The organism is Winogradskyella poriferorum, from assembly GCF_050618035.1.
Lineage (GTDB): Bacteria > Bacteroidota > Bacteroidia > Flavobacteriales > Flavobacteriaceae > Winogradskyella > Winogradskyella poriferorum_A.
The window spans coordinates 107,454-131,435 of record NZ_JBODPY010000007.1; the positions used below are offsets into that span (position 1 = coordinate 107,454).

General features: G+C 34.9%; 27 protein-coding genes. 18 read left to right on the forward strand and 9 right to left on the reverse strand.

The genetic code is table 11. The features are described 5' to 3' along the window. Positions 1 to 12: 12 nt before the first annotated feature. From rplO to ACRHOC_RS13990, 14 genes are all read left to right on the forward strand, one after another. Positions 13 to 465: a 50S ribosomal protein L15 gene (rplO, locus tag ACRHOC_RS13925; protein WP_431159249.1), complete on the forward strand. Its 453-nt coding sequence runs from the start codon at positions 13 to 15 to the stop codon at positions 463 to 465. A 10-nt stretch (positions 466 to 475) separates the two neighbouring features. Next, a complete protein-coding gene (gene secY / locus ACRHOC_RS13930; protein WP_431159250.1) occupies positions 476 to 1,837 on the forward strand; it encodes a preprotein translocase subunit SecY in 1,362 nt (453 codons plus the stop codon). 9 nt (positions 1,838 to 1,846) lie between these two features. Then, entirely contained in the window at positions 1,847 to 2,062 is a 216-nt protein-coding gene (infA, locus tag ACRHOC_RS13935; RefSeq protein WP_007094967.1) for a translation initiation factor IF-1, read from the forward strand. A gap of 26 nt (positions 2,063 to 2,088) precedes the next feature. After that, positions 2,089 to 2,205, forward strand: a complete 117-nt coding sequence (gene ykgO / locus ACRHOC_RS13940) for a type B 50S ribosomal protein L36 (protein WP_008269159.1) — start codon at positions 2,089 to 2,091, stop codon at positions 2,203 to 2,205. A gap of 2 nt (positions 2,206 to 2,207) precedes the next feature. Beyond that, positions 2,208 to 2,582, forward strand: coding sequence for a 30S ribosomal protein S13 (rpsM, locus tag ACRHOC_RS13945; protein WP_431159251.1), 375 nt, complete (start codon positions 2,208 to 2,210; stop codon positions 2,580 to 2,582). Between the two features lie 107 nt (positions 2,583 to 2,689). After that, positions 2,690 to 3,073, forward strand: a complete 384-nt coding sequence (rpsK, locus tag ACRHOC_RS13950; protein ID WP_431159252.1) for a 30S ribosomal protein S11 — start codon at positions 2,690 to 2,692, stop codon at positions 3,071 to 3,073. Positions 3,074 to 3,203: 130 nt separating this feature from the next. Further along, positions 3,204 to 3,809 (forward strand): 30S ribosomal protein S4, encoded by a 606-nt coding sequence (rpsD, locus tag ACRHOC_RS13955; RefSeq protein ID WP_431159253.1) that lies wholly within the window; start codon positions 3,204 to 3,206, stop codon positions 3,807 to 3,809. Positions 3,810 to 3,905: 96 nt separating this feature from the next. Continuing rightward, complete coding sequence (locus ACRHOC_RS13960; protein ID WP_431159254.1) at positions 3,906 to 4,898, forward strand: DNA-directed RNA polymerase subunit alpha; 993 nt, start codon at positions 3,906 to 3,908, stop codon at positions 4,896 to 4,898. Positions 4,899 to 4,966: 68 nt separating this feature from the next. Next, complete coding sequence (rplQ, locus tag ACRHOC_RS13965) at positions 4,967 to 5,440, forward strand: 50S ribosomal protein L17 (RefSeq protein ID WP_431159255.1); 474 nt, start codon at positions 4,967 to 4,969, stop codon at positions 5,438 to 5,440. A gap of 93 nt (positions 5,441 to 5,533) precedes the next feature. Further along, the gene (gene carA / locus ACRHOC_RS13970; protein WP_431159256.1) at positions 5,534 to 6,637 is read left to right on the forward strand and encodes a glutamine-hydrolyzing carbamoyl-phosphate synthase small subunit; all 1,104 of its coding nucleotides are present in this window, start codon (positions 5,534 to 5,536) and stop codon (positions 6,635 to 6,637) included. A gap of 153 nt (positions 6,638 to 6,790) precedes the next feature. Continuing rightward, positions 6,791 to 8,080 (forward strand): phosphopyruvate hydratase, encoded by a 1,290-nt coding sequence (gene eno / locus ACRHOC_RS13975; protein ID WP_431159257.1) that lies wholly within the window; start codon positions 6,791 to 6,793, stop codon positions 8,078 to 8,080. 226 nt (positions 8,081 to 8,306) lie between these two features. Next, positions 8,307 to 11,927: a reprolysin-like metallopeptidase gene (locus ACRHOC_RS13980; RefSeq protein WP_431159258.1), complete on the forward strand. Its 3,621-nt coding sequence runs from the start codon at positions 8,307 to 8,309 to the stop codon at positions 11,925 to 11,927. A gap of 152 nt (positions 11,928 to 12,079) precedes the next feature. Continuing rightward, complete coding sequence (locus tag ACRHOC_RS13985; RefSeq protein ID WP_431159259.1) at positions 12,080 to 13,366, forward strand: citrate synthase; 1,287 nt, start codon at positions 12,080 to 12,082, stop codon at positions 13,364 to 13,366. Between the two features lie 60 nt (positions 13,367 to 13,426). Then, positions 13,427 to 14,338, forward strand: a complete 912-nt coding sequence (locus tag ACRHOC_RS13990) for a dimethylarginine dimethylaminohydrolase family protein (RefSeq protein ID WP_431159260.1) — start codon at positions 13,427 to 13,429, stop codon at positions 14,336 to 14,338. Positions 14,339 to 14,351: 13 nt separating this feature from the next. Here ACRHOC_RS13990 and ACRHOC_RS13995 read toward each other — a convergent pair whose 3' ends face one another. From ACRHOC_RS13995 to rsfS, 7 genes are all read right to left on the reverse strand, one after another. Continuing rightward, complete coding sequence (locus tag ACRHOC_RS13995; RefSeq protein WP_431159261.1) at positions 14,352 to 15,224, reverse strand: sterol desaturase family protein; 873 nt, start codon at positions 15,222 to 15,224, stop codon at positions 14,352 to 14,354. 16 nt (positions 15,225 to 15,240) lie between these two features. After that, a complete protein-coding gene (locus ACRHOC_RS14000) occupies positions 15,241 to 15,507 on the reverse strand; it encodes an acyl-CoA-binding protein (protein WP_431159262.1) in 267 nt (88 codons plus the stop codon). Beyond that, positions 15,507 to 16,157: a phosphatidylserine decarboxylase family protein gene (locus ACRHOC_RS14005; protein ID WP_431159263.1), complete on the reverse strand. Its 651-nt coding sequence runs from the start codon at positions 16,155 to 16,157 to the stop codon at positions 15,507 to 15,509. Before ACRHOC_RS14005 ends, ACRHOC_RS14000 begins: the two co-directional genes overlap by 1 nt. Beyond that, complete coding sequence (locus ACRHOC_RS14010; protein WP_431159264.1) at positions 16,147 to 16,965, reverse strand: phosphatidate cytidylyltransferase; 819 nt, start codon at positions 16,963 to 16,965, stop codon at positions 16,147 to 16,149. The genes ACRHOC_RS14005 and ACRHOC_RS14010 overlap by 11 nt, the downstream gene beginning before the upstream one ends. Continuing rightward, positions 16,965 to 17,573, reverse strand: coding sequence for an LUD domain-containing protein (locus ACRHOC_RS14015; RefSeq protein ID WP_431159265.1), 609 nt, complete (start codon positions 17,571 to 17,573; stop codon positions 16,965 to 16,967). Before ACRHOC_RS14015 ends, ACRHOC_RS14010 begins: the two co-directional genes overlap by 1 nt. A gap of 102 nt (positions 17,574 to 17,675) precedes the next feature. Further along, a complete protein-coding gene (gene ftsH, locus ACRHOC_RS14020; protein WP_431159266.1) occupies positions 17,676 to 19,619 on the reverse strand; it encodes an ATP-dependent zinc metalloprotease FtsH in 1,944 nt (647 codons plus the stop codon). Positions 19,620 to 19,637: 18 nt separating this feature from the next. Continuing rightward, a complete protein-coding gene (gene rsfS / locus ACRHOC_RS14025) occupies positions 19,638 to 20,009 on the reverse strand; it encodes a ribosome silencing factor (RefSeq protein ID WP_431159267.1) in 372 nt (123 codons plus the stop codon). A gap of 94 nt (positions 20,010 to 20,103) precedes the next feature. Between rsfS and ACRHOC_RS14030 the strand changes: the two genes are divergently transcribed. Further along, positions 20,104 to 20,835 carry a biotin--[acetyl-CoA-carboxylase] ligase gene (locus tag ACRHOC_RS14030; protein WP_431159268.1) on the forward strand — a complete coding sequence of 244 codons (732 nt, stop codon included), beginning with the start codon at positions 20,104 to 20,106 and terminating at the stop codon, positions 20,833 to 20,835. Here the strand turns inward: ACRHOC_RS14030 and ACRHOC_RS14035 are convergent. Both ACRHOC_RS14035 and pyrE read right to left on the reverse strand, forming a co-directional pair. After that, positions 20,832 to 21,227 carry an SRPBCC family protein gene (locus tag ACRHOC_RS14035; protein WP_431159269.1) on the reverse strand — a complete coding sequence of 132 codons (396 nt, stop codon included), beginning with the start codon at positions 21,225 to 21,227 and terminating at the stop codon, positions 20,832 to 20,834. The genes ACRHOC_RS14030 and ACRHOC_RS14035 overlap by 4 nt on opposite strands. 23 nt (positions 21,228 to 21,250) lie before the next feature. Continuing rightward, positions 21,251 to 21,895: an orotate phosphoribosyltransferase gene (pyrE, locus tag ACRHOC_RS14040; RefSeq protein ID WP_431159270.1), complete on the reverse strand. Its 645-nt coding sequence runs from the start codon at positions 21,893 to 21,895 to the stop codon at positions 21,251 to 21,253. Between the two features lie 118 nt (positions 21,896 to 22,013). On the opposite strand from pyrE, the gene ACRHOC_RS14045 reads away from it, so the two are divergent. The 3 genes from ACRHOC_RS14045 to ACRHOC_RS14055 form a co-directional block, all read left to right on the forward strand. Then, positions 22,014 to 22,595 (forward strand): NUDIX hydrolase, encoded by a 582-nt coding sequence (locus tag ACRHOC_RS14045; RefSeq protein ID WP_431159276.1) that lies wholly within the window; start codon positions 22,014 to 22,016, stop codon positions 22,593 to 22,595. Between the two features lie 127 nt (positions 22,596 to 22,722). Next, the gene (locus tag ACRHOC_RS14050) at positions 22,723 to 23,082 is read left to right on the forward strand and encodes a hypothetical protein (RefSeq protein ID WP_431159271.1); all 360 of its coding nucleotides are present in this window, start codon (positions 22,723 to 22,725) and stop codon (positions 23,080 to 23,082) included. 12 nt (positions 23,083 to 23,094) lie between these two features. Continuing rightward, the coding region (locus ACRHOC_RS14055) for a hypothetical protein (protein ID WP_431159272.1) at positions 23,095 to 23,982 on the forward strand (888 nt) is incomplete at its 3' end.

A 23,982-nucleotide genomic window follows, 5' to 3' on the forward strand; every position in this document is an offset into this window, starting at 1 on the left:
ATAAACTTAAAAATGGATTTAAGTAATTTAAAACCTGCAGAAGGTTCAGTAAAAAGTCAAGGTAAACGTGTAGGTCGTGGACAAGGATCTGGTAAAGGCGGCACTGCGACTAGAGGACATAAAGGTGCCAAGTCACGTTCTGGTTACTCTAAGAAACTTGGTTTCGAAGGTGGACAGATGCCGTTACAAAGACGTGTGCCTAAATACGGATTCAAAAACATTAACCGTGTTGAGTATCAAGCTGTAAATATTGATACACTTCAGCAATTAGTTGATGAAAAGAAAATTAAGGGAACTGTAGATTTTGAAACTCTAGTTTCTTTAGGAAAGGTTGGTAAAAACGATCTTGTAAAAATCCTAGGAAGAGGAGAGTTAAAAGCAAAATTAACAGTTACTGCTCATAAATTTACTGCTACAGCAAAAGCTGCTATTGAAGCTGCTGGTGGTGAAGCTGTAACTTTATAAGATAATAAGGATGAAGATAATAGAAACATTAAAAAACGTTTGGAAGATCACTGAACTTAAAGATAGAATTATCTTGACTTTAGGTTTATTATTGGTATATCGTTTTGGTGCTCAGGTAGTTTTACCAGGTATCAATATTGATGCACTAGGTGGTTTACAAGCAGGAACAGATAGTGGTATATTAGGTTTATTAAATGCATTCACAGGTGGAGCCTTTGCTAACGCCTCTGTATTCGCATTAGGTATTATGCCTTATATCTCAGCATCGATTGTTGTTCAGTTAATGGGTATTGCAATTCCTTATTTACAGAAATTACAGAAAGAAGGGGCAAGTGGCCAAAAGAAAATTACGCAAATTACTCGTTGGTTAACCATCGGAATTTGTTTGGTTCAGGCGCCTGGTTACTTAGCTAGTGTTCCTGCATTATCTGGAGCACCATCTATGAGTACACTTTTAATGCCTGGTTTTAATGAGAGTATTTTCTATTTCTCATCAGTAATCATCTTAGTAACCGGTTGTGTATTTGCAATGTGGTTAGGAGAGAAAATTACAGACAAGGGAATTGGAAATGGTATTTCATTATTAATTATGGTTGGTATCATCGCAACCTTGCCACAGTCTTTCATGCAAAATGCATTATCAAGAACTGAGGGTAATGGTGGATTTATGATGATATTAATAGAATTGGTGATCTGGTTCTTAATCATATTAGCATCAGTGTTCTTAGTAATGGCAGTTAGAAAAATAGCTGTTCAGTATGCGAGAAGAACTGCTTCTGGTGGTTATGAAAAGAATGTATTTGGATCTAGACAATTCTTACCATTAAAGTTAAATGCGTCTGGTGTAATGCCAATCATTTTTGCGCAAGCAATAATGTTTGTACCAAGTTTAATAGGTGGATCTTCTCTATTAAAGGAGACAACAGCTGGTGCTTGGATGCAGACTAACTTTTCTGATATCTTCGGATTATGGTATAATGTTGTATTTGGATTATTAATCATTGTATTTACATATTTCTATACTGCGATTACAGTGCCAACAAATAAGATGGCAGATGATTTAAAACGTAGTGGAGGTTTTATCCCTGGTATAAGACCAGGTTCTGAAACTTCAGAATATCTAGACAAGATAATGTCACAAATTACATTACCTGGTTCTATTTTCTTAGCACTAATTGCTGTGTTCCCAGCATTTATTGTAAAGCTAATGGGTGTTCAACAAGGATGGGCATTATTTTTTGGTGGTACATCATTATTAATTATGGTTGGTGTGGCTATTGATACGATGCAACAAGTCAATTCATACTTGCTTAACAAGCATTATGATGGATTGATGAAAACAGGTAAAAACAGAAAAGCGGTTGCGCAATAAATAAGTATTATGGCAAAACAAGCAGCAATAGAACAAGACGGAACAATTATAGAGGCATTATCAAATGCTATGTTCCGTGTAGAATTAGAAAATGGTCACATTGTGACTGCACACATATCTGGTAAAATGCGTATGCATTACATTAAGTTGTTACCAGGAGATAAGGTAAAATTAGAAATGAGTCCTTACGATTTAACAAAGGCTCGTATAACTTATAGATACTAATAATTAGTATTTAAAAACTAGTACAGATGAAAGTAAGAGCATCAGTAAAGAAAAGAAGCGCAGACTGTAAATTAGTACGACGCAAAGGAAGACTTTACGTAATTAACAAAAAGAATCCTAGATTCAAACAAAGACAAGGGTAATTATGGCAAGAATTGCAGGTGTAGACATACCAAAACAAAAAAGAGGAGTTATCTCTTTGACTTATATCTATGGAATAGGTAGAAGTAGAGCAAAAGAAATTTTAGCTACTGCTAAAGTAGACGAAGGCACTAAGGTTCAAGACTGGACTGACGATCAAATAGGAGCAATCCGTGAAGCGGTTGGTACTTATAAAATCGAAGGTGAATTACGTTCTGAAACACAATTAAACATTAAGCGATTAATGGATATTGGATGTTACAGAGGTATCCGTCACAGAGCAGGACTTCCTTTAAGAGGTCAACGTACTAAGAACAACTCTCGTACAAGAAAAGGTAGAAGAAAAACGGTTGCTAACAAAAAGAAAGTAACTAAATAATAATTAAAGACATTAGTCATTAGTAATTAGGCGTTAGATGAATCTGTCTGAAATGTAAAAGTTTAGGATTCTAACAACTAAAAGCTAACAACTAGAAACTAAAAAACATGGCAAAGTCAAGTACAAAAAAACGTAAAGTAATTGTTGATGCAATTGGAGAAGCTCATATTACAGCATCTTTCAACAACATCATCATTTCTTTAACAAACAAAAAAGGTGACGTAATTTCTTGGTCATCAGCTGGTAAAATGGGATTCAGAGGTTCTAAAAAGAACACACCTTACGCAGCACAATTAGCGGCAGAGGATGCAGCAGGTGTAGCGAAAGAAGCTGGATTAAAGAAAGTTAAGGTATATGTAAAAGGTCCTGGTAACGGTAGAGAATCTGCTATCAGATCTATCCATAATGCTGGTATTGAAGTATCAGAAATTATCGATGTTACACCATTACCACATAACGGTTGTCGTCCGCCAAAAAGACGTAGAGTATAAGCATTGATTTTCGCATTAAATGCGTAAATTTGCAAACTGAAAAATAAACAAGTATCACCGAGAGATTAACGATTGTAAGAGGATAAGCTTAAGACCTTAATTTTATAATCACTCTCAAATTAAATTTAAAATGGCAAGATATACTGGTCCTAAAACTAAAATAGCTCGTAAATTCGGTCAAGCTATCTTCGGAGACGACAAAGCCTTCGATAAAAGAAACTACCCTCCTGGACAACACGGTCCTAACAAAAGAAGAGGTAAAAAATCTGAATATGCAATCCAATTAATGGAGAAGCAAAAAGCAAAATACACTTACGGTATTTTAGAGCGTCAATTCAGAAACATGTTCAAAAAAGCAACTGCAGCTCCTGGTATTACAGGTGAGGTATTACTACAGTTATGTGAATCTCGTTTAGACAACGTTGTATACAGAATGGGTATAGCTCCAACAAGAAGCGGTGCTAGACAATTAGTATCTCACAGACACATAACAGTTAACGGTGAAAAGGTAAACATTCCTTCTTACCAATTAAAAGCTGGTGATGTAGTTGGTGTTAGAGAAAAATCTAAATCATTAGAGGCTATTCAAAATTCACTAACTAACTCTAGCAGTGTTTACGAATGGATTACTTGGAATAATGATACAATGGAAGGAACTTATGTTTCTGTTCCTGCGAGAATTCAGATTCCAGAGCAAATTAACGAACAGTTCATCGTCGAACTTTATTCTAAATAATAAATTAACCATATTGGTATTTAGCCAAAGGGTTTATTGGTCTTCTTCAAACCTCTGAACCGCGCAACTAAATGACAATTAAAACGAAGATAAAACATGGCAATATTAAATTTTCAGAAGCCTGACAAAGTAATCATGATCGATTCAACTGATTTTGAAGGTAAGTTTGAATTCAGACCTTTAGAACCAGGATACGGATTGACAGTAGGAAATGCATTAAGAAGAGTACTTTTATCTTCTTTAGAAGGTTTCGCGATTACTTCAGTTAGAATTGAGGGTGTAGATCACGAGTTCTCTACGATCTCCGGTGTAGTTGAGGATGTAACTGAAATGATTTTGAACTTAAAGCAAGTAAACTTTAAGCGTCAAATCGATGAAATCGATAACGAAACTGTTACGATTTCAATTTCTGGTCAAGAGCAGATTACTGCTGGTGATTTCCAGAAGTTTATTTCTGGTTTCCAAGTATTAAATACAGATTTAGTTATCTGTAATCTTGATCCTAAAGTGAACATCAACATGGAACTTACTATCGAGAAAGGTAGAGGATATGTTCCTGCTGAAGAGAATAAAAAGGCATCTGCTCCTGTAGGTACGATCTTTACGGATTCTATCTACACACCAATTAAAAATGTGAAGTACAGTATTGAAAACTTCCGTGTAGAGCAGAAAACAGATTACGAAAAATTAGTTTTCGAAATCATTACAGATGGTTCTATCCATCCAAAAGATGCTTTAACTGAAGCTGCTAAAATCTTAATCCACCACTTCATGTTATTCTCAGATGAGAGAATTACGTTAGAGGCAGATGAGATTGCACAGACTGAAACTTATGATGAAGAATCACTTCACATGAGACAGTTATTAAAAACTAAGTTAGTAGACATGGACCTTTCTGTACGTGCTTTAAACTGTTTAAAAGCAGCAGAAGTAGATACATTAGGAGACTTAGTATCTTTTAACAAGAATGATTTAATGAAATTCAGAAACTTTGGTAAGAAGTCTTTAACTGAGCTAGAAGAATTAGTAAGCGTTAAAGGTCTTAATTTCGGAATGGATTTAAGCAAATATAAATTAGACAAAGATTAATTATAAACTCCTTTGTATTTTGCTCCTCAAAAGAGTTTGAAGCAAGATAAAGGTTTAAAACAAGAGTCATGAGACACGGAAAAAAATTCAACCACTTAGGTAGAAAATCTGCTCACAGAAAAGCAATGCTTGCTAATATGGCATGTTCTTTAATAGAGCACAAGCGTATTAATACAACAACAGCTAAGGCAAAAGCATTAAAGCAATTTATTGAGCCGATGATTACAAAGTCTAAATCGGATACGACACACAACAGACGTATCGTTTTTTCTAGACTTAGACAAAAGGAAGCAGTAGCAGAATTATTTAGAGATGTTGCAGCAAAGGTTGGTGATCGTCCAGGTGGTTATACACGTATCATCAAATTAGGAAACAGATTAGGTGATAACGCTGATATGGCAATGATCGAATTAGTAGATTACAATGAACTATATAATGCTGGTAAGCCTGCTAAGAAAACAACTCGTAGAAGTAGAAGAGGTGGTAAAAAAGCAACTACTGTTCCACCAGTAGAAACTCAAGCTTCAAACGAAGAAGAATAAATGTTAATAAGCATTAATAAATATCAAGGATAAACTTTATGAGTTTATCCTTTTTTTTTGATTTTTACAAAACTTTTTTTTCAAACAAAGACTATGAAATATAAACAGAGAAAGAAAGCCCTTATTTTACTCGCAGACGGAACAATTTTTTATGGTAAATCGATTGGCAAAGAAGGTACTGCCTTTGGTGAAGTTTGTTTTAATACAGGTACAACAGGTTACCAGGAGATTTTTACAGACCCTTCCTATTACGGCCAATTAATGGTAACTACCAATGCACATATTGGTAATTACGGTACAAAAGAAGACGAAAACCAATCAGATACAGTAAAAATTGCTGGTTTGATTTGTAAAAACTTTAGCTTCGAATATTCTCGTCCAGGAGGTGATGCCTCTTTAGAAGATTATTTTGAAAAGCATAACACATTGGCAATTGCTGATGTAGATACAAGAGCTTTAGTAAGCTATATTAGAGATAATGGCGCTATGAATGCTGTGATATCTACTGATGTAGATAATATCGATGGTCTTAAGAAGCAATTGGCAGAGCAGCCAAATATGGAAGGTTTAGAGTTGGCATCAAAAGTATCAACTAAAGAGCCTTATTATTTTGGTGACGAAAATGCGACCTATAAAATTTCAGCTCTAGATATTGGGATTAAAAAGAACATCCTTGTAAACCTAGCGAGCCGTGATGCTTATATAAAAGTGTTTCCACACAATTCAAAGTTTGAAGATTTAGAAGCTTTTAATCCAGATGGCTATTTCATTTCTAATGGACCTGGTGATCCTGAACCTCTCGTAGAGGCTCAAGATGTAGCAAGAGAAATTATTAAGAGAGACAAACCTTTATTTGGAATCTGCTTAGGACATCAAGTTATTGCATTAGCCAACGGTATTTCAACATATAAAATGCACAATGGTCATAGAGGTATAAATCACCCAGTAAAAAACTTGGTTACAGGTAAGGGCGAAATTACTTCTCAAAACCATGGATTTGCAATTAATAGAGAAGAGACAGAGGCGAATCCTAATGTAGAGATCACCCATTTGCATTTAAATGATAATACGGTTGCAGGTATTAAGGTAAAAGACAAGAATTGTTTCTCGGTACAATACCATCCAGAGGCAAGTCCTGGTCCAAATGATTCGGTTTATCTATTTGACCAGTTTATAGATAATATTAAGAACGCTTAGCAAATAAAAAACGCAATAAAACTCAATCTTTATTGCGTTTTTTTAGTTACGAAAACATTATAGTAAATATTAATCGCAAATATGATTTTTGTTGGGTTTAACGCTAGAGATTTTCGTAATTTTGAATCAAATCAATAATAAAAATATTTAGAAATGAGCATTATAATTAATGTACACGCTAGACAAATTTTAGATTCGAGAGGTAATCCTACAGTAGAAGTAGATGTAATAACAGAAAGTGGTGTTTTAGGAAGAGCTGCAGTTCCGTCTGGAGCTTCAACTGGTGAGCACGAAGCTGTTGAGCTTAGAGATGGTGGAGACACTTATATGGGTAAAGGAGTTTTAAAAGCTGTAGAGAATGTTAATTCTATAATCGCTCAAGAACTTTTAGGTGTATCTGTTTTCGAACAGAATATGATAGATCAATTAATGATAGATCTAGACGGAACACCAAACAAATCAAAGTTAGGGGCTAATGCTATTTTGGGTGTGTCTTTGGCAGTGGCTAAAGCGGCAGCCAATGAATTAGGAATGCCTTTATACAGATATGTAGGTGGTGTATCAGCCAACACATTGCCATTACCAATGATGAATATTATTAACGGTGGTTCTCACAGTGATGCGCCAATTGCATTTCAGGAGTTTATGGTAATGCCAGTAAAAGCAGAAAATTTCACACATGCTATGCAAATGGGTACTGAAATTTTCCATAACCTTAAAAAGGTATTACACGATAGAGGATTAAGTACTGCCGTCGGTGATGAAGGTGGATTTGCACCAACTTTAGACGGTACAGAAGATGCTTTAGATACAATAGCTAAAGCTGTTGAGAAGGCAGGCTATAAGTTTGGAGAAGAAGTCATGATTGCTTTAGATTGTGCTGCTGCAGAATTCTACAAGGATGGTAAATACGATTATACATTGTTTGAAGGTGATACAGGTGTTGTAAGAACAAGTGCAGAACAAGCTGCTTATTTAGCAGAATTGGCGGCAAAGTATCCAATTATATCAATCGAGGATGGTATGGATGAAAATGATTGGGATGGATGGAAAGACTTAACAGACCGCATTGGTGATAGGGTACAATTGGTTGGTGACGATTTATTCGTAACTAATGTAGAACGTTTATCGCGTGGTATTGATAATGGAATTGCAAACTCTATACTTATTAAAGTAAATCAAATAGGTTCTTTAACTGAAACTATAGCTGCTGTAAATATGGCGAAGAACGCTGGTTATACTTGTGTAATGTCACACAGATCTGGTGAAACTGAAGATAATACTATTGCGGATTTAGCCGTAGCATTAAATACGGGTCAGATAAAAACAGGTTCGGCTTCTCGAAGTGATCGTATGGCAAAGTATAATCAGTTATTAAGAATTGAAGAAGAACTAGGTGATGTTGCTTATTTTCCACAAGAGAAAGCATTCAAAGTAAGTTAATTAAACTTAATATCTATAAAACTAAGGTAGTGTCATTGCGCTACCTTTTTTGTTTTAAAATTCTTACAAAATCATTAGCAAATGTCATTTTAACGGTAAAATATTGCATTTTATCGTCAAAATTGTGTATTTTTCCTTGCTAATGATTCATAGAATCCTAATTTTACGTAATAATCAACAATTAGTAAGCTAGCCCCTTATCTAATGAAACTTAAATCAACCTACTATGAAACGTTCTATTTTAACGTTACTTTATATTGTCATGATGCTACCATGTATATCCCAAAATTCAAATAGCATATGGCAAAAGACTTCAGAATCTCATATTTTACAAAAAACCAATCAGCTTAATCGGGTTATAGTACCAGATAAGTATGAGGTATTTACATTAGATCTTCAAAGCCTTACGCAGGCCACGGAAGTTGCGCCTAAGCGTATTTCAAAAAGTTCAGGTCTAAGCAATATTGTAATATCCTTTCCAAGTTCTAATGGTAAAACAGAGCCATATAGAATCCAAAAAACTGATGTAATGCATCCTGATTTAGCAGTAAAGTACCCAGGTATTTCAACTTACTACGGTCAGAGTATATCAAATCCTTTAAACAAGATTTATTTTACGATAACCTCTCAAGGGTTTAGAGGTTTAATTACAGGAGAGAGAACGGTTTATATTGATCCTTACGCAAAAGGAGATATGCAAAATTACGTTGTCTATAATAGAATGGATTATACCAGAAGTCAATCTGATAATTGGAGGTGCTATGCAGATGAAGTTGAAAATGAAGTTAATGAGAATTTTGATTCAAGTATTATAGATCGAAATATACAAGATGGTAGACTTAGACAATATGAGATTGCCATTGCTTGTACATCCGAATATACTGCCTATCATGATGATGGTGATAATGGTAACGGTGATGCAAAGGCTGATGCTTTAGCGGCAATGGTTATTACTGTAGCGCGTGTTAATTCTGTTTATGAAAGAGATTTTGCTGTCACTTTTCAATTGGTAGCTAATAATGATTTATTGATTTATGAAAACGGATTTACAATAGGAGGAGATCCTGAGCCTTATGATAATTATAGCGGTAGCCAGATGTTAGGTGTTAATACCTCAAATATTTCAGGTATAATAGGATCTGGCGGATATGATATTGGTCATGTATTTAGTACTGGTGGTGGAGGTATTGCAGGAACAAGCCCTTGTGCAACGTCTTCAAAGGGACGAGGTGTAACAGGTATTGTAACACCAGAGTTTGATCCTTTCGATATTGATTATGTATCGCATGAAATAGGCCATCAATATGGTGCTGGCCATACCTATTATAACGCATGTTTTGGTTCTAAGGTGAGTGATGATTACGAACCTGGAAGTGCCTCAACTATTATGGGTTATGCTGGTATTTGTGCACCTAATGTACAAGATAATAGTGATGGGTATTTTCATGCACGTAGCATTGTTCAAATGTCTGCATCTATCTTGGCAGATGCTTGCGAAACAGAAATTGTAATCGCAAATGCTGATCCAACAGCAGATGCTGGTTCAAATTATACGATACCAATTTCTACGCCATTCATTTTGGATGCAAGTGGTTCATCAGATCCAGATGTTGGAGATGTATTGACGTATAATTGGGAACAATATGATAATGATGGCACTTACACGCAACCACCATTGTCTACTAATGCTGGTGGTCCAGTTTTTAGAACTAACTTCCCAGTTGCAGATCCAACAAGAACGTTTCCAAATTTGGAGGCTGTTATAAATAACGAAACACCTACTTGGGAAGTTTTACCAAGTGTTGGAAGACAATTAGACTTTAGATTAACGGTTAGAGATAATTCGATACTTGGAGGGCAAACTGATCAAGATGATACGGTTATAACCGTGTCTGCATCGGCAGGTCCATTCTTAGTGACATCGCCTAATACAGGAAGTGAAATATGGTATGTAGGAGAGACTAAGACGATAACTTGGGATGTGAATAATACGGCTTCTTTATCCTCTAATGTTAATATTCTTTTATCTACGGATGGTGGTTATACATATCCTGTTACACTAGCGTCTAGTGTGAATAATGATGGGTCTCAAGATATTGTAGTACCCGATAATGTGGGCGTTACAAATAGAATTAAAATAGAAGCTTCTAGTAATATATTCTTTGATTTATCTAATGCGGATTTTGAGATTAAAGCAGGTACTTTTGAAATCACAGCTTCAAATCCGACGGTATCGGTATGTCAACCAGCAGACGCTATATTTAATTTAAATTACAATCCTGCACCAGCGTTTTCTGAAAATGTGCAGTTTTCTGCCATAGGATTACCTGGTGGTGCTATTGCTAATTTTACACCAAATTCATTGAATACGGCAGGTGCATTTACCATGACCATATCTAACACTGGGACAGTGTCACCAGGAAATTATCCAATAACTGTACAAGGTGAAGGGCAATCTACTTTTGTTACTGAAACTTACGAGGTCTTACTTAATGTTTTTGATAATAATATAGGTGTTGTAAACCTTCTAAGTCCAATTAATGGTGCAGAAAACCAAGTGGCTAATCCCTTATTAACTTGGGATCCACTTGTAAGTGCATCACAGTTTGCTATTGAAATTTCAGATGATCCTTCATTTTCTTCTGTCGTTGAATTGTCAACTGTTATTAACGATACAAAATATCAGACCTCGAGTTTATCAGCTGGTATGATTTATTATTGGAGAATACGACCAGAGAACTCATGTTTAACAGGAGATTTTGGAGAGATTTATGTATTCCAGACGGCTAATGACGTATGCAATACCTATGATAATGAGTATTTTGAAAATGGCGATAATACTTGGGAAACTTTCTCAAATAATGCGGTTAGTGCAAGAGTTGATGTACCAGATGATATTATTGTTAATGAAGTTACCTTTTACATGGATGCCACACACAGTGATGTAGGTGATATTAAAATGCAATTTAGTTCTCCAACAGGCATATTTGCTGAGGTCTATAATCGCGATTGTGCTAACGGAAATAATTTTGATGTTACGTTTACAGATTCTGGATCATCCTTATCATGTTCCGGAACACCACGAGTAAGTGGTAATGTATTACCGAGTCAAGCTTTTACTAGATTTAATGGTACAAGTGGGCAAGGAACATGGGTGTTATTAGCAACAGATAGAACTTCAAATTCTGCAGGAGGTACTTTTAATGCGTTTAGCATTAGCATATGTGGAGAACTTCAAATAGTAAATGATATAACTGTAGTTAATAATACAGATATAACGCTAGATGAAAGTACATCTGCTGTTATCGATTTACCTAAGCTTCAAATGGCACAACCTGGTGCTTTAAATAGTGATTTAACTTATGTAATTACTCAGGCTCCAGTAAATGGAATGCTAATATTAAATGCAATGCTACTATCGGCAGGAGATACATTTACACAATCTGATATAGAGAATAACCTATTGTCATATGCTCATGGAGGTTCAAACGTGGATCCAGACAGTTTTAAGTTTTCTGTATTAGGCAATTCAAATGCAATTCTAGGAAACCAGGTGTGTAATTTTATTATAGAGCCAGTTTTAGGAAATCAAGAGTTTAATATAGATAGCGTTGGAATATATCCAAACCCTTCTCAGGGATCGTTTACAATAAGCGCTTCCAGAGATTTATTCCAATCAAAAATTAGTATCTACGATGTACAAGGGCGCCAAATTTTTGATACAATATTTAACGAGCATTCGAATGAAGCTTTTGTTGAAACCTCTAATTTATACAATGGAATTTACATGGTAAGGATAAAAATAGACAACAGGCTTATTGATAAGAAACTCATTATTAAGAAGTAATTATCTCTTTAGAATATAAAAGCTGAAACTCTTAAAGTTTCAGCTTTTTTGTAATAAAACTAATGTTAAATCGGTTATAAATCGCCTAGCGAAATCGTTTGATATTTCGTAATTTTGTAATCCTTTTAAACTAAAAATACAACAATACGAAAATGTCAGATAAAGCTACAATCGAGATTAAAGGAGAGAAGTATGAATTCCCATTAGTGGTTGGGTCCGAAAATGAAGTTGCAATCGATGTTAAGGCGCTTCGAAATGCTACAGGAGGTGTTATTACATTAGATCCAGGATATAAGAATACAGGGAGTTGTGAAAGTGCTATTACCTTTCTTGATGGCGAAAAGGGAATCTTAAGATACAGAGGGTACTCTATCGAAGACCTTGCTGAAAAAGCTGATTTCCTTGAAGTAGCGTATTTACTTATTTTCGGAGAATTGCCAACACAAGAGCAATTAGACAAATTTCATGCAGATATAAAGGCTAAATCTGTCGTAGATGATGATATTAAGAAAATAATAGATGCCTTTCCTAAGTCGGCACATCCAATGGGTGTGTTATCTTCATTAACTGCGGCCTTAACGGCTTTCTATCCATCTTCTGTTGATGTAAATTCAGAAGAAGCAATGTACAATTCTATTGTAAGAATACTTGGAAAATTTCCGGTATTAGTGGCATGGTGTATGAGAAAAAAGCAAGGATTACCATTAGACTATGGAGATGATAAATTAGGATATGTAGAGAATATTTTAAAAATGATGTTTAAAAACCCAAATAGTGATTACGAACAAAATCCTATTTTGGTTAATGCATTAGATAAATTATTAATTCTTCACGCAGATCACGAACAAAACTGTTCAACTTCAACAGTTAGAATTACAGGCTCATCTCATGCAGGCTTATTTGTTTCTTTGGCATCAGGTATTTCAGCGCTTTGGGGTCCATTACATGGTGGGGCCAACCAAGCAGTATTAGAAATGTTAGAAGCCATTAAAGAAGATGGTGGTGATACTAAAAAATACATGGCCAAGGCTAAAGATAAGAGTGATCCTTTCCGTTTAATGGGATTTGGTCATAGAGTTTATAAAAACTTTGACCCTAGAGCTCGTATCATTAAAAAAGCAGCAGATGAGGTTTTAGGTGATCTTGGTGTTGAGGATCCAATTTTAGGAATTGCCAAAGGTTTAGAGAATGAGGCTTTGCAAGATCCTTATTTTGTTGACAGAAAGTTATATCCAAATGTAGATTTCTATTCTGGTATTATATACCGAGCTATGGGAATACCTGTTGAAATGTTTACTGTAATGTTTGCATTAGGACGTTTACCAGGTTGGATTGCACAATGGAGAGAGATGAGAATGCGTAAAGAACCAATCGGAAGACCAAGACAACTTTACACAGGTCCAACTTACAGAGCATTTAAAACTATTGATAAGCGCTAACAATCGGTTAGCCGTTAAAGCTTCATACTAAATATGAGGCTTTTTTTATACATTTCATTCATGAAACTTAACATTCAGAACGAGACATCGCGATTGAGAGCTGTTATTTTGGGTACGGCCGAAGATAATGGGCCAACACCAAAGCCTGAAGATTGTTATGATCCAAAAAGTCTCCAACATGTATTGGCTGGGACATATCCAAAAGAAGAGGACATGGTGCGAGAAATGGAAGCTGTAGCCGAAGTGTTAGAGAAATATGATGTTAAGGTATACAGACCAGAAGTCATTAAAAACTATAACCAGATTTTTGCACGTGACATTTCATTTGTCATAGAAGATAAAATAATTATCGCAAATATTTTACCCGACAGAAAACATGAGATTGAAGCCACAGAATATGTTTGGGAAAACGTAGATAAGGCCAATCGCATAATTTTACCGGAAGAATGTCATGTTGAAGGCGGTGATGTAATGCCTTGGAATGATTATATCTTTATTGGAACCTATTCTGGTGAAGACTACCCAGATTATATTACGGCTAGAACAAATATAGATGCCGTTATAGCGATACAAGAGCTTTTTCCTCATAAGACAGTTAAGTCTTTTGAATTAAGAAAATCCAACACTGATCCTAAGGAAAATGCGCTACATCTCGATTGCTGTTTTCAACCAATTGGAAAAGACAAAGCAATTATTCACAAGAATGGATTTTTGGTTGAGAGCGAATATGAATGGCTAGTAGATTTTTTTGGTAAAGACAATGTATTTGAAATTTCAAAAGATGAGATGTACGACATGAATAGTAATATCTTTTCCATATCTGAGGATATCATCATTTCTGAACAAAACTTTACGCGATTAAATACCTGGTTAAGGGAACATGGTTTTACCGTGGAAGAGGTACCTTATGCAGAGATTGCTAAACAAGAAGGCTTGTTGCGATGTTCTACGATGCCTTTAATTAGAGATTAGTAAGTGAACAATCTTATTTTTTAACTCTAAAACCGTAAGAGTTTTGACCCAAAAAGCTTTTAGGAAAATTATCATCACCTTTAAAGCCAATTTCGATATTCCCACTATCTTCTGGGATATAATTGGTTTTAAAAATATAATCCCAGAGACTGAGACTAATTCCATAGTTAACACCATGTTTGCCTTTAGGTAAATGATATGCATGGTGGTAGAGGTGCATTACAGGGTTATTAAAAATGTACTTTAATGGTCCCCATGTAATTTTAATATTAGCATGGTTAAAGTGGCCAATAGCAATTGCAGCAAAATGAACAATGTATGCTTGTTCGGGTTCAAAACCACCTAAAATCATTACTCCGAGTACCTTAAGGGGCTTGTATAGAACGTTTTCCATCCAGTGATATCTGAGATGCGCGGCAAAACCCATTTCTTTTACACTGTGGTGTACTTTATGAAAGTTCCATAGGAATTTATATCTATGAAGTAAAACATGGGTAAACCACTGTACAAAGTCTAGTAGGACAAAAAATACAAGTAATTGTAAAGGGCTAGACCAATTAGACATATCTACTATAGCTAAGCTCTTCGCAGTAATATTAAATTGTGCAAATAGTAAGCCAATAACTTCGTAAACACCACTGATTATAATCGAGAAAATGAAAAAATTAAAGAACATATAGAAAAAATCCAACCAGAAATCTTTTCTAAATATGGATTGTTCTTTACGCCAAGGAAAAGCAATTTCTAAAATCCAGACCAATATTGAAATTAAAATAAGTCCCCAAAAATAATTGAGATACCAAGGGACATCAAATAAAATAGATTTCCATGTCCAACTCACAGTGCCATTAAAAGCACTCACAAACGCATCTACATAGTCTTTCATAAATCTTCAACTGCTATTAAGCTCTATATAAAAAGTAGTTATTCACCAGTTTGATATACTCTTTTTTTGCGTCGTCTTCAGAAATATCTTGAACCTGAAATAAGGCATTAGTTTTAAAGGCATTGATTATTTGCTTACGACTATTAGGTCTACCATAATCATTAGTAGCTTTTTTGTAGTAAGCATAAAGCCTTAACAGAAAATCAGCAGGGAAGGGTTCTGTATGTTCGTTTACACGTTCTACAGCTTCTTTAAATTCTTTGTCTAATTCTTCGGAAGTCATCACATTTCTGCTATAACACTTTCGCCACCACGTACTTTTTGATTCAGTTCAACTTTTATGTTAGCATCTAAAGGTAAAAATAAATCCACACGCGAACCAAATTTTATAAATCCAGAATCAGCTCCCTGAGAAGCACTATTACCTTGTTTTGCATAGTTGACTATGCGTTTTGCCAAAGCACCTGCAATCTGTCGGTACAATACTTTACCAAAAGATTCATTCTCCACAACCACAGTAGTTCTTTCATTTTCTTCACTTGCTTTTGGGTGCCAGGCAACAAGATATTTTCCTGGATGATATTTTGAGTAACTTATTTTTCCGGTAATAGGATATCGTGTGACATGCACATTTAATGGAGACATAAATACCGAGACTTGTATACGTTTGTCCTTAAAGACTTCCTTTTCGTATACCTCTTCGATGACGACCACTTTACCGTCTACAGGCGACAGTGCATGCGCCTCATTGGCATGCGTATGGCGCTTCGGGTTTCTAAAAAATTGAAGGATTAAGATAAAAAACCCTAAGACCAAAATCATTAGTCCTTTTCTTAACCACTCTAGCGTTATAAAACCATCAATTAGGAAGAATAATCCAACAACAATTAAAAGGGATATAAAAATAATCTTGTGACCTTCTTTATGAAACATAATTTAATATTCTAAGAAATAAATATATAAATGGTGATGCAAAGATAAGACTATCTAAGCGGTCTAATAATCCACCATGCCCTGGCATAATTACACCACTATCTTTAACCTTTGCTTGTCGTTTAAATTTAGATTCAATTAAATCACCAAAAGTTCCTAAGACACTCACAATAATCCCCAAAATCAACCAATTGGTAGAGGTAAGTGTATTGGTATACTTAAATATGAAATAACTTGATATACAAGCAAAGAACAAGCCTCCTAAAAATCCTTCGACCGTCTTTTTTGGCGAAATCCTAGGAAATAATTTTTGGCGCCCAAAATTTTTACCAATGAGATAGGCAGCACTGTCATTCACCCATACCAAAATAAAAGCACCAAGCAAGAGCAATGGTGAAAATGCATTTTGATAGTTCGCTATTAAGAGCATGAAAATGAAACCACTGGTTAAATAAAATGTGGTTAGTATGAAACGTTTTGACTCAAACAACGGTATATTATTTTCTGTAAACAAATCCTTAATTAACAGCAGATTTACGAAAATGGTGACCACAAGTAAAATTTGAATAATTTGATCACTAATCGAAAAATTCTGAAGTAAGCAGATATACCAAAAGCTTATATAAATAAAAATGAATAGTAAATACTGAATGAATGATTTTAAGCGAATAAGCTTACTAAATTCGAGAAGACTTAGAATCCCGAATATGCCCATAACTATAACTAAGCCGGTTTGGTAATATAGAGAACCTATGAGTAGTAAAACGTATATAATTCCAGAAATGGCCCTTATTGATAGCTCTTTCATTATAAATCTTCTAATAGAAGTAAGTACAGATTTTTAGCACTACTGCCGTAAGTTAAAAAATCCTTGTCATCTGCAGTTTTAAAATGCTTTATGGTAGTAATATTGGTAGGAATTGTAGCTTTACTTTTCTCTTTAATTCCTTTTAGTCCTTCACCAATACTTTCAACAAATTGACTTGTTGTTGCATAGATGATGAAATTATGTGGTAATTCTTTTAGCTTTTTCTCTGCAATCTGATTGGAGGAAATAAGTAACGATCCATCATCAGAAATTAAGTATTCACAAGTGGACAGAAAGTAAGTTGTCTCAGAGATTTTTTTAGTACCGTTTAATTCAAACCCTTTAAAGAGATCTTCGAGTCGGCTATCTAAAATAAGTGCTTTTTTATCATGCCAATTATTCTCATCTAGAATAGAATTAAAACTATCCTTTATTTCGTCTAAATTTTCGCAGTATAAAAATTTACCGCCATTGGCTTTAAAATTGATTGTGAAACGTTCATCTGCAGGCAACTTTATTTCAGGCATATATTTGCCACGCTCTTCATTTGGAATAGATTCTTCGGAAGGATTCTTTTTTTTTCCAAAGAGTTTACGAAATAAGCTCATTCAAATGTTGCTATTAATACTGCAGTTAGTGTAAATATCAAATATAAAAAAACTTAAATTAACATTTAGTCAATTTAAGTTTTTTATATGAATGGCGAGGCTTTATTCCTCTTCTTCGCTTTGAGTATTATCTGTCTCAAATGGTCTTTTACCGAAGATCTTTTCGAGATTATCTTTAAAGATGACTTCTTTATCTAGAAGTACTTCTGCTAGTTCTGTGAGCTTATCTTTATTCGCCTCTAATAAATCTACAGCTCTATCATACTGTTTTTCAATGATATCAGAAATTTCTTTATCAATGATCTCAGCAGTTTGTTCACTGTAAGGCTTAGAAAAACCATATTCTGATTGGCCAGATGAATCGTAGTAAGTTAAATTTCCAACTTTATCACTCAAGCCATAAATTGTTACCATGGCTCTAGCTTGTTTGGTAACTTTCTCTAAATCACTTAGTGCTCCAGTTGAAATTTTCCCAAAAATCACTTGTTCTGCCGCACGACCACCTAATGCAGCACACATTTCATCTAGCATCTGCTCTGGACGCACGATAAGACGTTCTTCCGGAAGATACCATGCAGCGCCTAAGGATCGTCCTCGTGGTACTATTGTTACCTTAACAAGTGGTGCAGCATGTTCTAACATCCAACTTACAGTAGCATGTCCAGCTTCATGAAAAGCTACAGCTCTTTTTTCTTCTGGAGTTATAATTTTGTTCTTCTTTTCTAAACCTCCGATTATTCTGTCAACAGCATCTAAAAAGTCTTGCTTATTCACTGTTTTATTGCCTTTTCTTGCGGCAATTAATGCAGCTTCATTACAAACGTTTGCAATATCAGCACCAGAGAATCCTGGTGTTTGCTTTGCTAAGAAATCTACATCTAAAGAGTTGTCTTTTTTAAGAGGTCTAAGATGAACCTCAAAAATTTCTTTTCGTTCTCTTACATCAGGAAGGTCTACATAGATCTGTCGATCAAATCGTCCAGCTCGCATTAAAGCACTATCTAAAACATCAGCTCTGTTTGTAGCCGCTAAAACAATGACATTCGTGTTTGTACCAAAACCATCCATTTCGGTTAGAAGCTGGTTTAAGGTATTTTCTCGTTCATCATTAGAACCAGAAAAATTATTTTTACCTCTTGCTCTACCGATGGCATCGATCTCATCAATAAAAATGATAGACGGAGATTTTTCTTTGGCTTGTTTAAATAGGTCTCTTACACGAGAGGCACCTACTCCAACAAACATCTCAACAAAGTCAGATCCAGATAATGAGAAAAAAGGAACTTTAGCTTCACCTGCAACAGCTTTAGCTAATAAGGTTTTACCTGTCCCAGGAGGTCCTACAAGTAACGCGCCTTTTGGAATTTTACCACCTAGAGCCGTATACTTCTCCGGGAATTTTAAGAAATCTACTATTTCTTGTACTTCTTCTTTAGCACCTTCTAATCCTGCTACATCTTTAAAAGACGTTTTTGTGTCGGTCTTTTCATCAAATAGTTTTGCTTTGGATTTACCAATATTAAAGATTTGGCCACCTGCGCCACCTCCTCCGCCAGAAGACATACGACGCATAATGAAAATCCAGACACCGATTATTAGAATAAAGGGTAACAAGGTTAATAAGAAATCACCCCATAAATTTTGTTCGGTTTCATATTTAACCTCAGTAGTAAGGTTGTTTTCTTCCTTGATCTTATTTATATCCTTTTCAAAATTTTGAAGGTCACCAAATTCAAATTTATAATTTGGAATTGGCGCTACAGAAGGAAGTATTGTCTTTGGTTTAGACTTTTTATGAATTTCCGACTCTTTAGCGTCTTTGGTTAGATAAACTCTAGCCTCACGCTTATTTACGATTTCTACCTTAGCAACATCACCATTTTCTAAATACTCTAAAAATTTAGCTGGTGTTGTCTGTGTGCCAGTAGAACTAGAGAAACCACCTGAAAATAATTGTATGGATAGGAAAACCGCTATGATTACGCCATATACCCAATATGGACTTACTTTCGGTTTCTTATTTAAATTTTTATTGTCTTTTGCCATTATAAGCTTTTCTCTTTTTTAATAACTCGTTTCGATTTGTGTTGTTTTTGCATCACCCCAAAGACTTTCAATGTCATAGTATTCGCGTACTTGTTTTTGAAAAACATGCACTACTACATTAACATAATCCATCAAAACCCATTCAGCATTGTCTTCACCTTCAATGTGCCACGGTTTATCTCTTAAGGTTTTACTAACTTGTTTTTGGATGGAGTTAACTATCGCATTAACCTGTGTATTTGAAGTCCCTTCGCAAACAATAAAATAGTCGCAAACGGTATTTTCTATCTCCCTTAAATCTAAAATTGTAATTTCTTTTCCCTTTACCTCTTCGATACCCGCAATAATCGTAGTAATGAGTTGGTCTGCACTAGGTTTTTCTTTCGTCATTAAAATGATTTAAATTTATGCAAAGTTATTATTTTTTTAGTTCTTGTAACTTCAAAATGTCATAAGAAATCTATAAAATAAAACTCCATTTGACATGTATGTAATCAAACTTGATGCCATTGACTCTACCAACGCATATTTAAAGGGATTGACTTTAAAATCAATGCCATCTGATTATACTGTTGTTGTGGCCGAAAAACAAACACAGGGTAGAGGTCAAAGGGGAACAAAATGGCAGTCTGAAGTTGGTAAAAACCTTACCATTAGTGTATTTAAAAAGATTGAGGGCCTTAGAGTAGAGCAACAATTTTACATAAGTATATGCGTATCCTTGGCTATAATGGATTGTTTAAAGAAATTTCAAATTCCTCAATTAAGAATAAAATGGCCAAACGACATTTTGTCAGCAAATAAAAAGATTTGTGGTATTCTGATTGAAAATATTATTAAAAATAACAAGCTAGTTGGTTGTATTGTGGGTATTGGTCTAAATGTAAATCAAAGGAATTTTCAACAATTACCACAGGCTTCTTCATTGGGTTCAATTACAGGTATTGTCTATGATAAAGAGGAGATTTTATCTGAAGTGCTCAATCAACTTGAAAAGTACTTTAAGTCAATCGAATCTTTCAATTTAGTTGCTTTAAAAGCAAACTATGAATCGCAACTTTTTAGATTGTCTAAACCTTGTACCTTTAAACTTAGTGATGACAGCTTATTGTCAGGTATTATTAAAGGTATTGATGAAACCGGTCAATTAAGGGTATGGACCGAGGATGACGTAATTAAAACATTTGATCTTAAAGAACTGACATTGCTTTATTAAACAGCACTTGTCATATTTGAGGCTAATGTTTCAATAAATTTACTGATAGGCCCTTTGATCATCATAGCCATCATTGCGTTAAATTCACCTTCAAAAACTAAATGTACTTCACTTTCTTCACCAGATAACTCATTAATATGTCCAGTTAACGAAAAGTCAATTTTTCCTCCTGCAGCGCCTAAGACGATTTTATTAAAAGGCACTTCTTCTTTCTTTTTCAAAATAATTTCTGGCATTCCTTTCAATGCGAAGAGAAATTTGTCATCGTCTAAAACTTCAAACTTGCTAATGTTCTCAGGCATTAAAGCTTCAAAGTTTTTAACGTCAGAAAGAAAATTGAAAGTTGTTTCTGCAGATTTTTGTAATGTTACTTTTGGTGACTCTAAATTCATGTCTTTATTTTCTTAACCTATAATCAATTAGCGTTCCATTCACTTGGATTTGCATTCCAAAGTGCTAAAATGTCTTGTTGTTCTTCAGTAATATAGTTGGTTTCTAAGGCCTGTTCTAATAAAGTCTCATAATTGCCTAAGGTGTTTAATTGAACTTTGGCTTGTGCAAAATTATCTTTTGCAACTTCAAAACCATATGAAAATATTCCAACCATTCCCTTAACTACAACTTCTGCATCGTGTAACGCTTTAACAGCATTAAGGCTACTTTTCCCTGTGCTAATAAGATCCTCAACGACAACAACAGTTTGACCCTTTTCAATATGACCTTCTATTTGATTCTGTCTTCCATGCTTTTTGGCTTCTGGTCTAACATAAAGAAAAGGAAGATTCAAATATTCGGCCACTAATGCACCAATACCTATAGCTCCTGTTGCCACACCAACAATAGCATCTGGTTTACCATACTTTTCTTCAATATGCTTGGCCATGGTCTCTCTTACGAAGTTTCGTATTTGTGGAAATGATAAGACAATTCGGTTGTCACAGTAAATAGGCGATTTCCAACCAGATGCCCATGTAAATGGACTGTCTGGTTGCAATTTTATAGCATTAATCTGAAGCAGTAATTCTGCTGTTTTCTTTGCGGTTTCTTTATTAAAAATCATGCTGCAAAATTAATTAAATTCAACAGGATTTAAATTTTAATCTTAATTTAATTTTAAAATGAATTAGGGACCTTAAAAAATTTTATTTTTACACATATTGAAATTGGCCAAAGCACAAATGTATACTGTTTTTGTAGGTGATAAACCCATTATTTTAACTTCTCATATCGAGCATGAGCATCATTATAAGTCGTTTATGTTGAAAACAGTCAATATTGGAAAGGTAATTAAATTGTTGAGTACGACAGATCTTGAAGGTGTATATCTATACCATAAAAACCCGGATAAACTTATCGGTGGTTTTCTAAAGTTATTGCCTAACGTTGTGGCTGGTGGCGGAAAGGTGTTCAATTCACAGAATGAGATTTTATTTATTTATCGTAATAATAAGTGGGATTTGCCTAAAGGTAAGATTGAAGGAGATGAGTCTATTGAAGAAACAGCGATAAGAGAAGTAGAAGAAGAAACGGGAGTTACTGGTCTAAAAATTCAACAGGTCTTGCCAATGACCTATCATATATTTAAAAGAAATGGGAAGCATAAAATAAAGATTACACATTGGTTTGAAATGAAGACCTCTTATAATGGTAAGTTAAACCCTCAAATAAAGGAAGGTATTACCAAAGTAAAATGGCTAAATAATAGTGAAGCAAAAAAGGCCATGGAAAATAGCTATGCTAACATAAAACGTCTCGTATAGTACTTTCATCTATATAAATTTACACTTCATCTAACTTCTTGTTAATAAATCATAAAATTTGAAGTCATAAATCGCCTTCGTTTTTATTTTGTTTAACTTTATTGAATAAACATTAAACAAAAAAGCAATGAGTAAAAAGGTACTTTTCGAGACCCCAAATCTGAAAATTAACCTATTTGTTCTAATGTTGTGTACAGTACTTTTTGGTTATTCTCAGACCGATTCTAGATGGTGTGGTAACATCGAATCTTTTGAGTTCACAAATGGCCAGGAATCTGTATCTATTGAAAATAACGGTAATTATAATATTGGTGAATTACCGGAAGATTTTTATCTAAATTCCAATATCCATGGGTATTCTCAAAGTTTACGCTATACCGTAACCAATATAGATACCAATCAAACTTATCAAATTGTAGAAAATGTTTTGCCATATACATTTCCTGCTGGAAATGATGCGTGGAATATCGGTTCTGGATCGTTTTAAGTTAAGGCAAGTTTGCATGCATTTAATAATGGTCTAGGGTGGTCGTGTGATACGGATTACATTTATTTCACGATTAATGAAGAAAATTCATGTCTTGCAGATGCAGGAACTTTAACAGCCACATCAACATCAGTATGTTCAACAGGAGAGGTAACGATCAGTGCACATCCAAACGGAGATGCTTTTGTACCAGAGGACTATTCAGTGCTTTATGTATTAACGCAAGGTGAAGGATTAGTAATCCAGCAAGTAGGTGGTACACCAGAATTTACAGTATCAGGTGGAGGCGACTACACAATCCACACGTTAGTCTATCCAAACGGACTTGATTTAAGTATTGTTGAGTTAGGCGTAACAACAGGATTTGATGTTAACGGCTTATTGATCCAAGGTGGAGGAGAGCTATGTGCATCCTTAGATGTAGCAGGAGCTCCAGTACATATTACGAATCCAGATGCAGGAACACTAACTGCAGATGAGAGTAACGTAGCGTTATCAGGAGGATCAGCAATAATCTCAGCGACACCAAACGGAGACGCAAATGTACCAGAAGGCTACAGTACTTTATATGCATTAACACAAGGAGAGAGTTTAACGATAGTCAACGTAGGTGGCACACCATCTTTTGAAGTAACAGAGGCAGGGAATTATACGATCCATACCTTAGTATATCCTACAGGTCTTGACCTTAGTGTAGTAGAGCTTGGTGTAACGACAGGCTTTGATGTAAATGGTTTATTAGTACAAGGAGGAGGTGATTTATGTGCATCGCTTGATGTTCCAGGCGCACCAATCCATGTAGAGGAAGAGGCATGTCTTGCAGATGCAGGAACTTTAACAGCCATATCAACATCAGTATGTTCAACAGGAGAGGTAACGATCAGTGCACATCCAAACGGA

Coding starts and splice junctions, on each gene's coding strand:
- ACRHOC_RS14005 (WP_431159263.1), bottom strand. CDS start 16,157: ATGTTTCATAAAGAAGGTCACAAGATTATTTTTATATCCCTTTTAATT.
- ACRHOC_RS13985 (WP_431159259.1), top strand. CDS start 12,080: ATGTCAGATAAAGCTACAATCGAGATTAAAGGAGAGAAGTATGAATTC.
- ACRHOC_RS14045 (WP_431159276.1), top strand. CDS start 22,014: ATGTATACTGTTTTTGTAGGTGATAAACCCATTATTTTAACTTCTCAT.
- ACRHOC_RS14050 (WP_431159271.1), top strand. CDS start 22,723: ATGAGTAAAAAGGTACTTTTCGAGACCCCAAATCTGAAAATTAACCTA.
- ACRHOC_RS14000 (WP_431159262.1), bottom strand. CDS start 15,507: ATGACTTCCGAAGAATTAGACAAAGAATTTAAAGAAGCTGTAGAACGT.
- ykgO (WP_008269159.1), top strand. CDS start 2,089: ATGAAAGTAAGAGCATCAGTAAAGAAAAGAAGCGCAGACTGTAAATTA.
- ftsH (WP_431159266.1), bottom strand. CDS start 19,619: ATGGCAAAAGACAATAAAAATTTAAATAAGAAACCGAAAGTAAGTCCA.
- rpsK (WP_431159252.1), top strand. CDS start 2,690: ATGGCAAAGTCAAGTACAAAAAAACGTAAAGTAATTGTTGATGCAATT.
- rpsD (WP_431159253.1), top strand. CDS start 3,204: ATGGCAAGATATACTGGTCCTAAAACTAAAATAGCTCGTAAATTCGGT.
- ACRHOC_RS14015 (WP_431159265.1), bottom strand. CDS start 17,573: ATGAGCTTATTTCGTAAACTCTTTGGAAAAAAAAAGAATCCTTCCGAA.
- ACRHOC_RS14010 (WP_431159264.1), bottom strand. CDS start 16,965: ATGAAAGAGCTATCAATAAGGGCCATTTCTGGAATTATATACGTTTTA.
- rpsM (WP_431159251.1), top strand. CDS start 2,208: ATGGCAAGAATTGCAGGTGTAGACATACCAAAACAAAAAAGAGGAGTT.
- infA (WP_007094967.1), top strand. CDS start 1,847: ATGGCAAAACAAGCAGCAATAGAACAAGACGGAACAATTATAGAGGCA.
- eno (WP_431159257.1), top strand. CDS start 6,791: ATGAGCATTATAATTAATGTACACGCTAGACAAATTTTAGATTCGAGA.
- ACRHOC_RS14035 (WP_431159269.1), bottom strand. CDS start 21,227: ATGAATTTAGAGTCACCAAAAGTAACATTACAAAAATCTGCAGAAACA.
- ACRHOC_RS13995 (WP_431159261.1), bottom strand. CDS start 15,224: ATGAAAGACTATGTAGATGCGTTTGTGAGTGCTTTTAATGGCACTGTG.
- carA (WP_431159256.1), top strand. CDS start 5,534: ATGAAATATAAACAGAGAAAGAAAGCCCTTATTTTACTCGCAGACGGA.
- ACRHOC_RS14030 (WP_431159268.1), top strand. CDS start 20,104: ATGTATGTAATCAAACTTGATGCCATTGACTCTACCAACGCATATTTA.
- secY (WP_431159250.1), top strand. CDS start 476: ATGAAGATAATAGAAACATTAAAAAACGTTTGGAAGATCACTGAACTT.
- pyrE (WP_431159270.1), bottom strand. CDS start 21,895: ATGATTTTTAATAAAGAAACCGCAAAGAAAACAGCAGAATTACTGCTT.
- rplQ (WP_431159255.1), top strand. CDS start 4,967: ATGAGACACGGAAAAAAATTCAACCACTTAGGTAGAAAATCTGCTCAC.
- rsfS (WP_431159267.1), bottom strand. CDS start 20,009: ATGACGAAAGAAAAACCTAGTGCAGACCAACTCATTACTACGATTATT.
- ACRHOC_RS13960 (WP_431159254.1), top strand. CDS start 3,906: ATGGCAATATTAAATTTTCAGAAGCCTGACAAAGTAATCATGATCGAT.
- ACRHOC_RS13990 (WP_431159260.1), top strand. CDS start 13,427: ATGAAACTTAACATTCAGAACGAGACATCGCGATTGAGAGCTGTTATT.
- ACRHOC_RS13980 (WP_431159258.1), top strand. CDS start 8,307: ATGAAACGTTCTATTTTAACGTTACTTTATATTGTCATGATGCTACCA.
- rplO (WP_431159249.1), top strand. CDS start 13: ATGGATTTAAGTAATTTAAAACCTGCAGAAGGTTCAGTAAAAAGTCAA.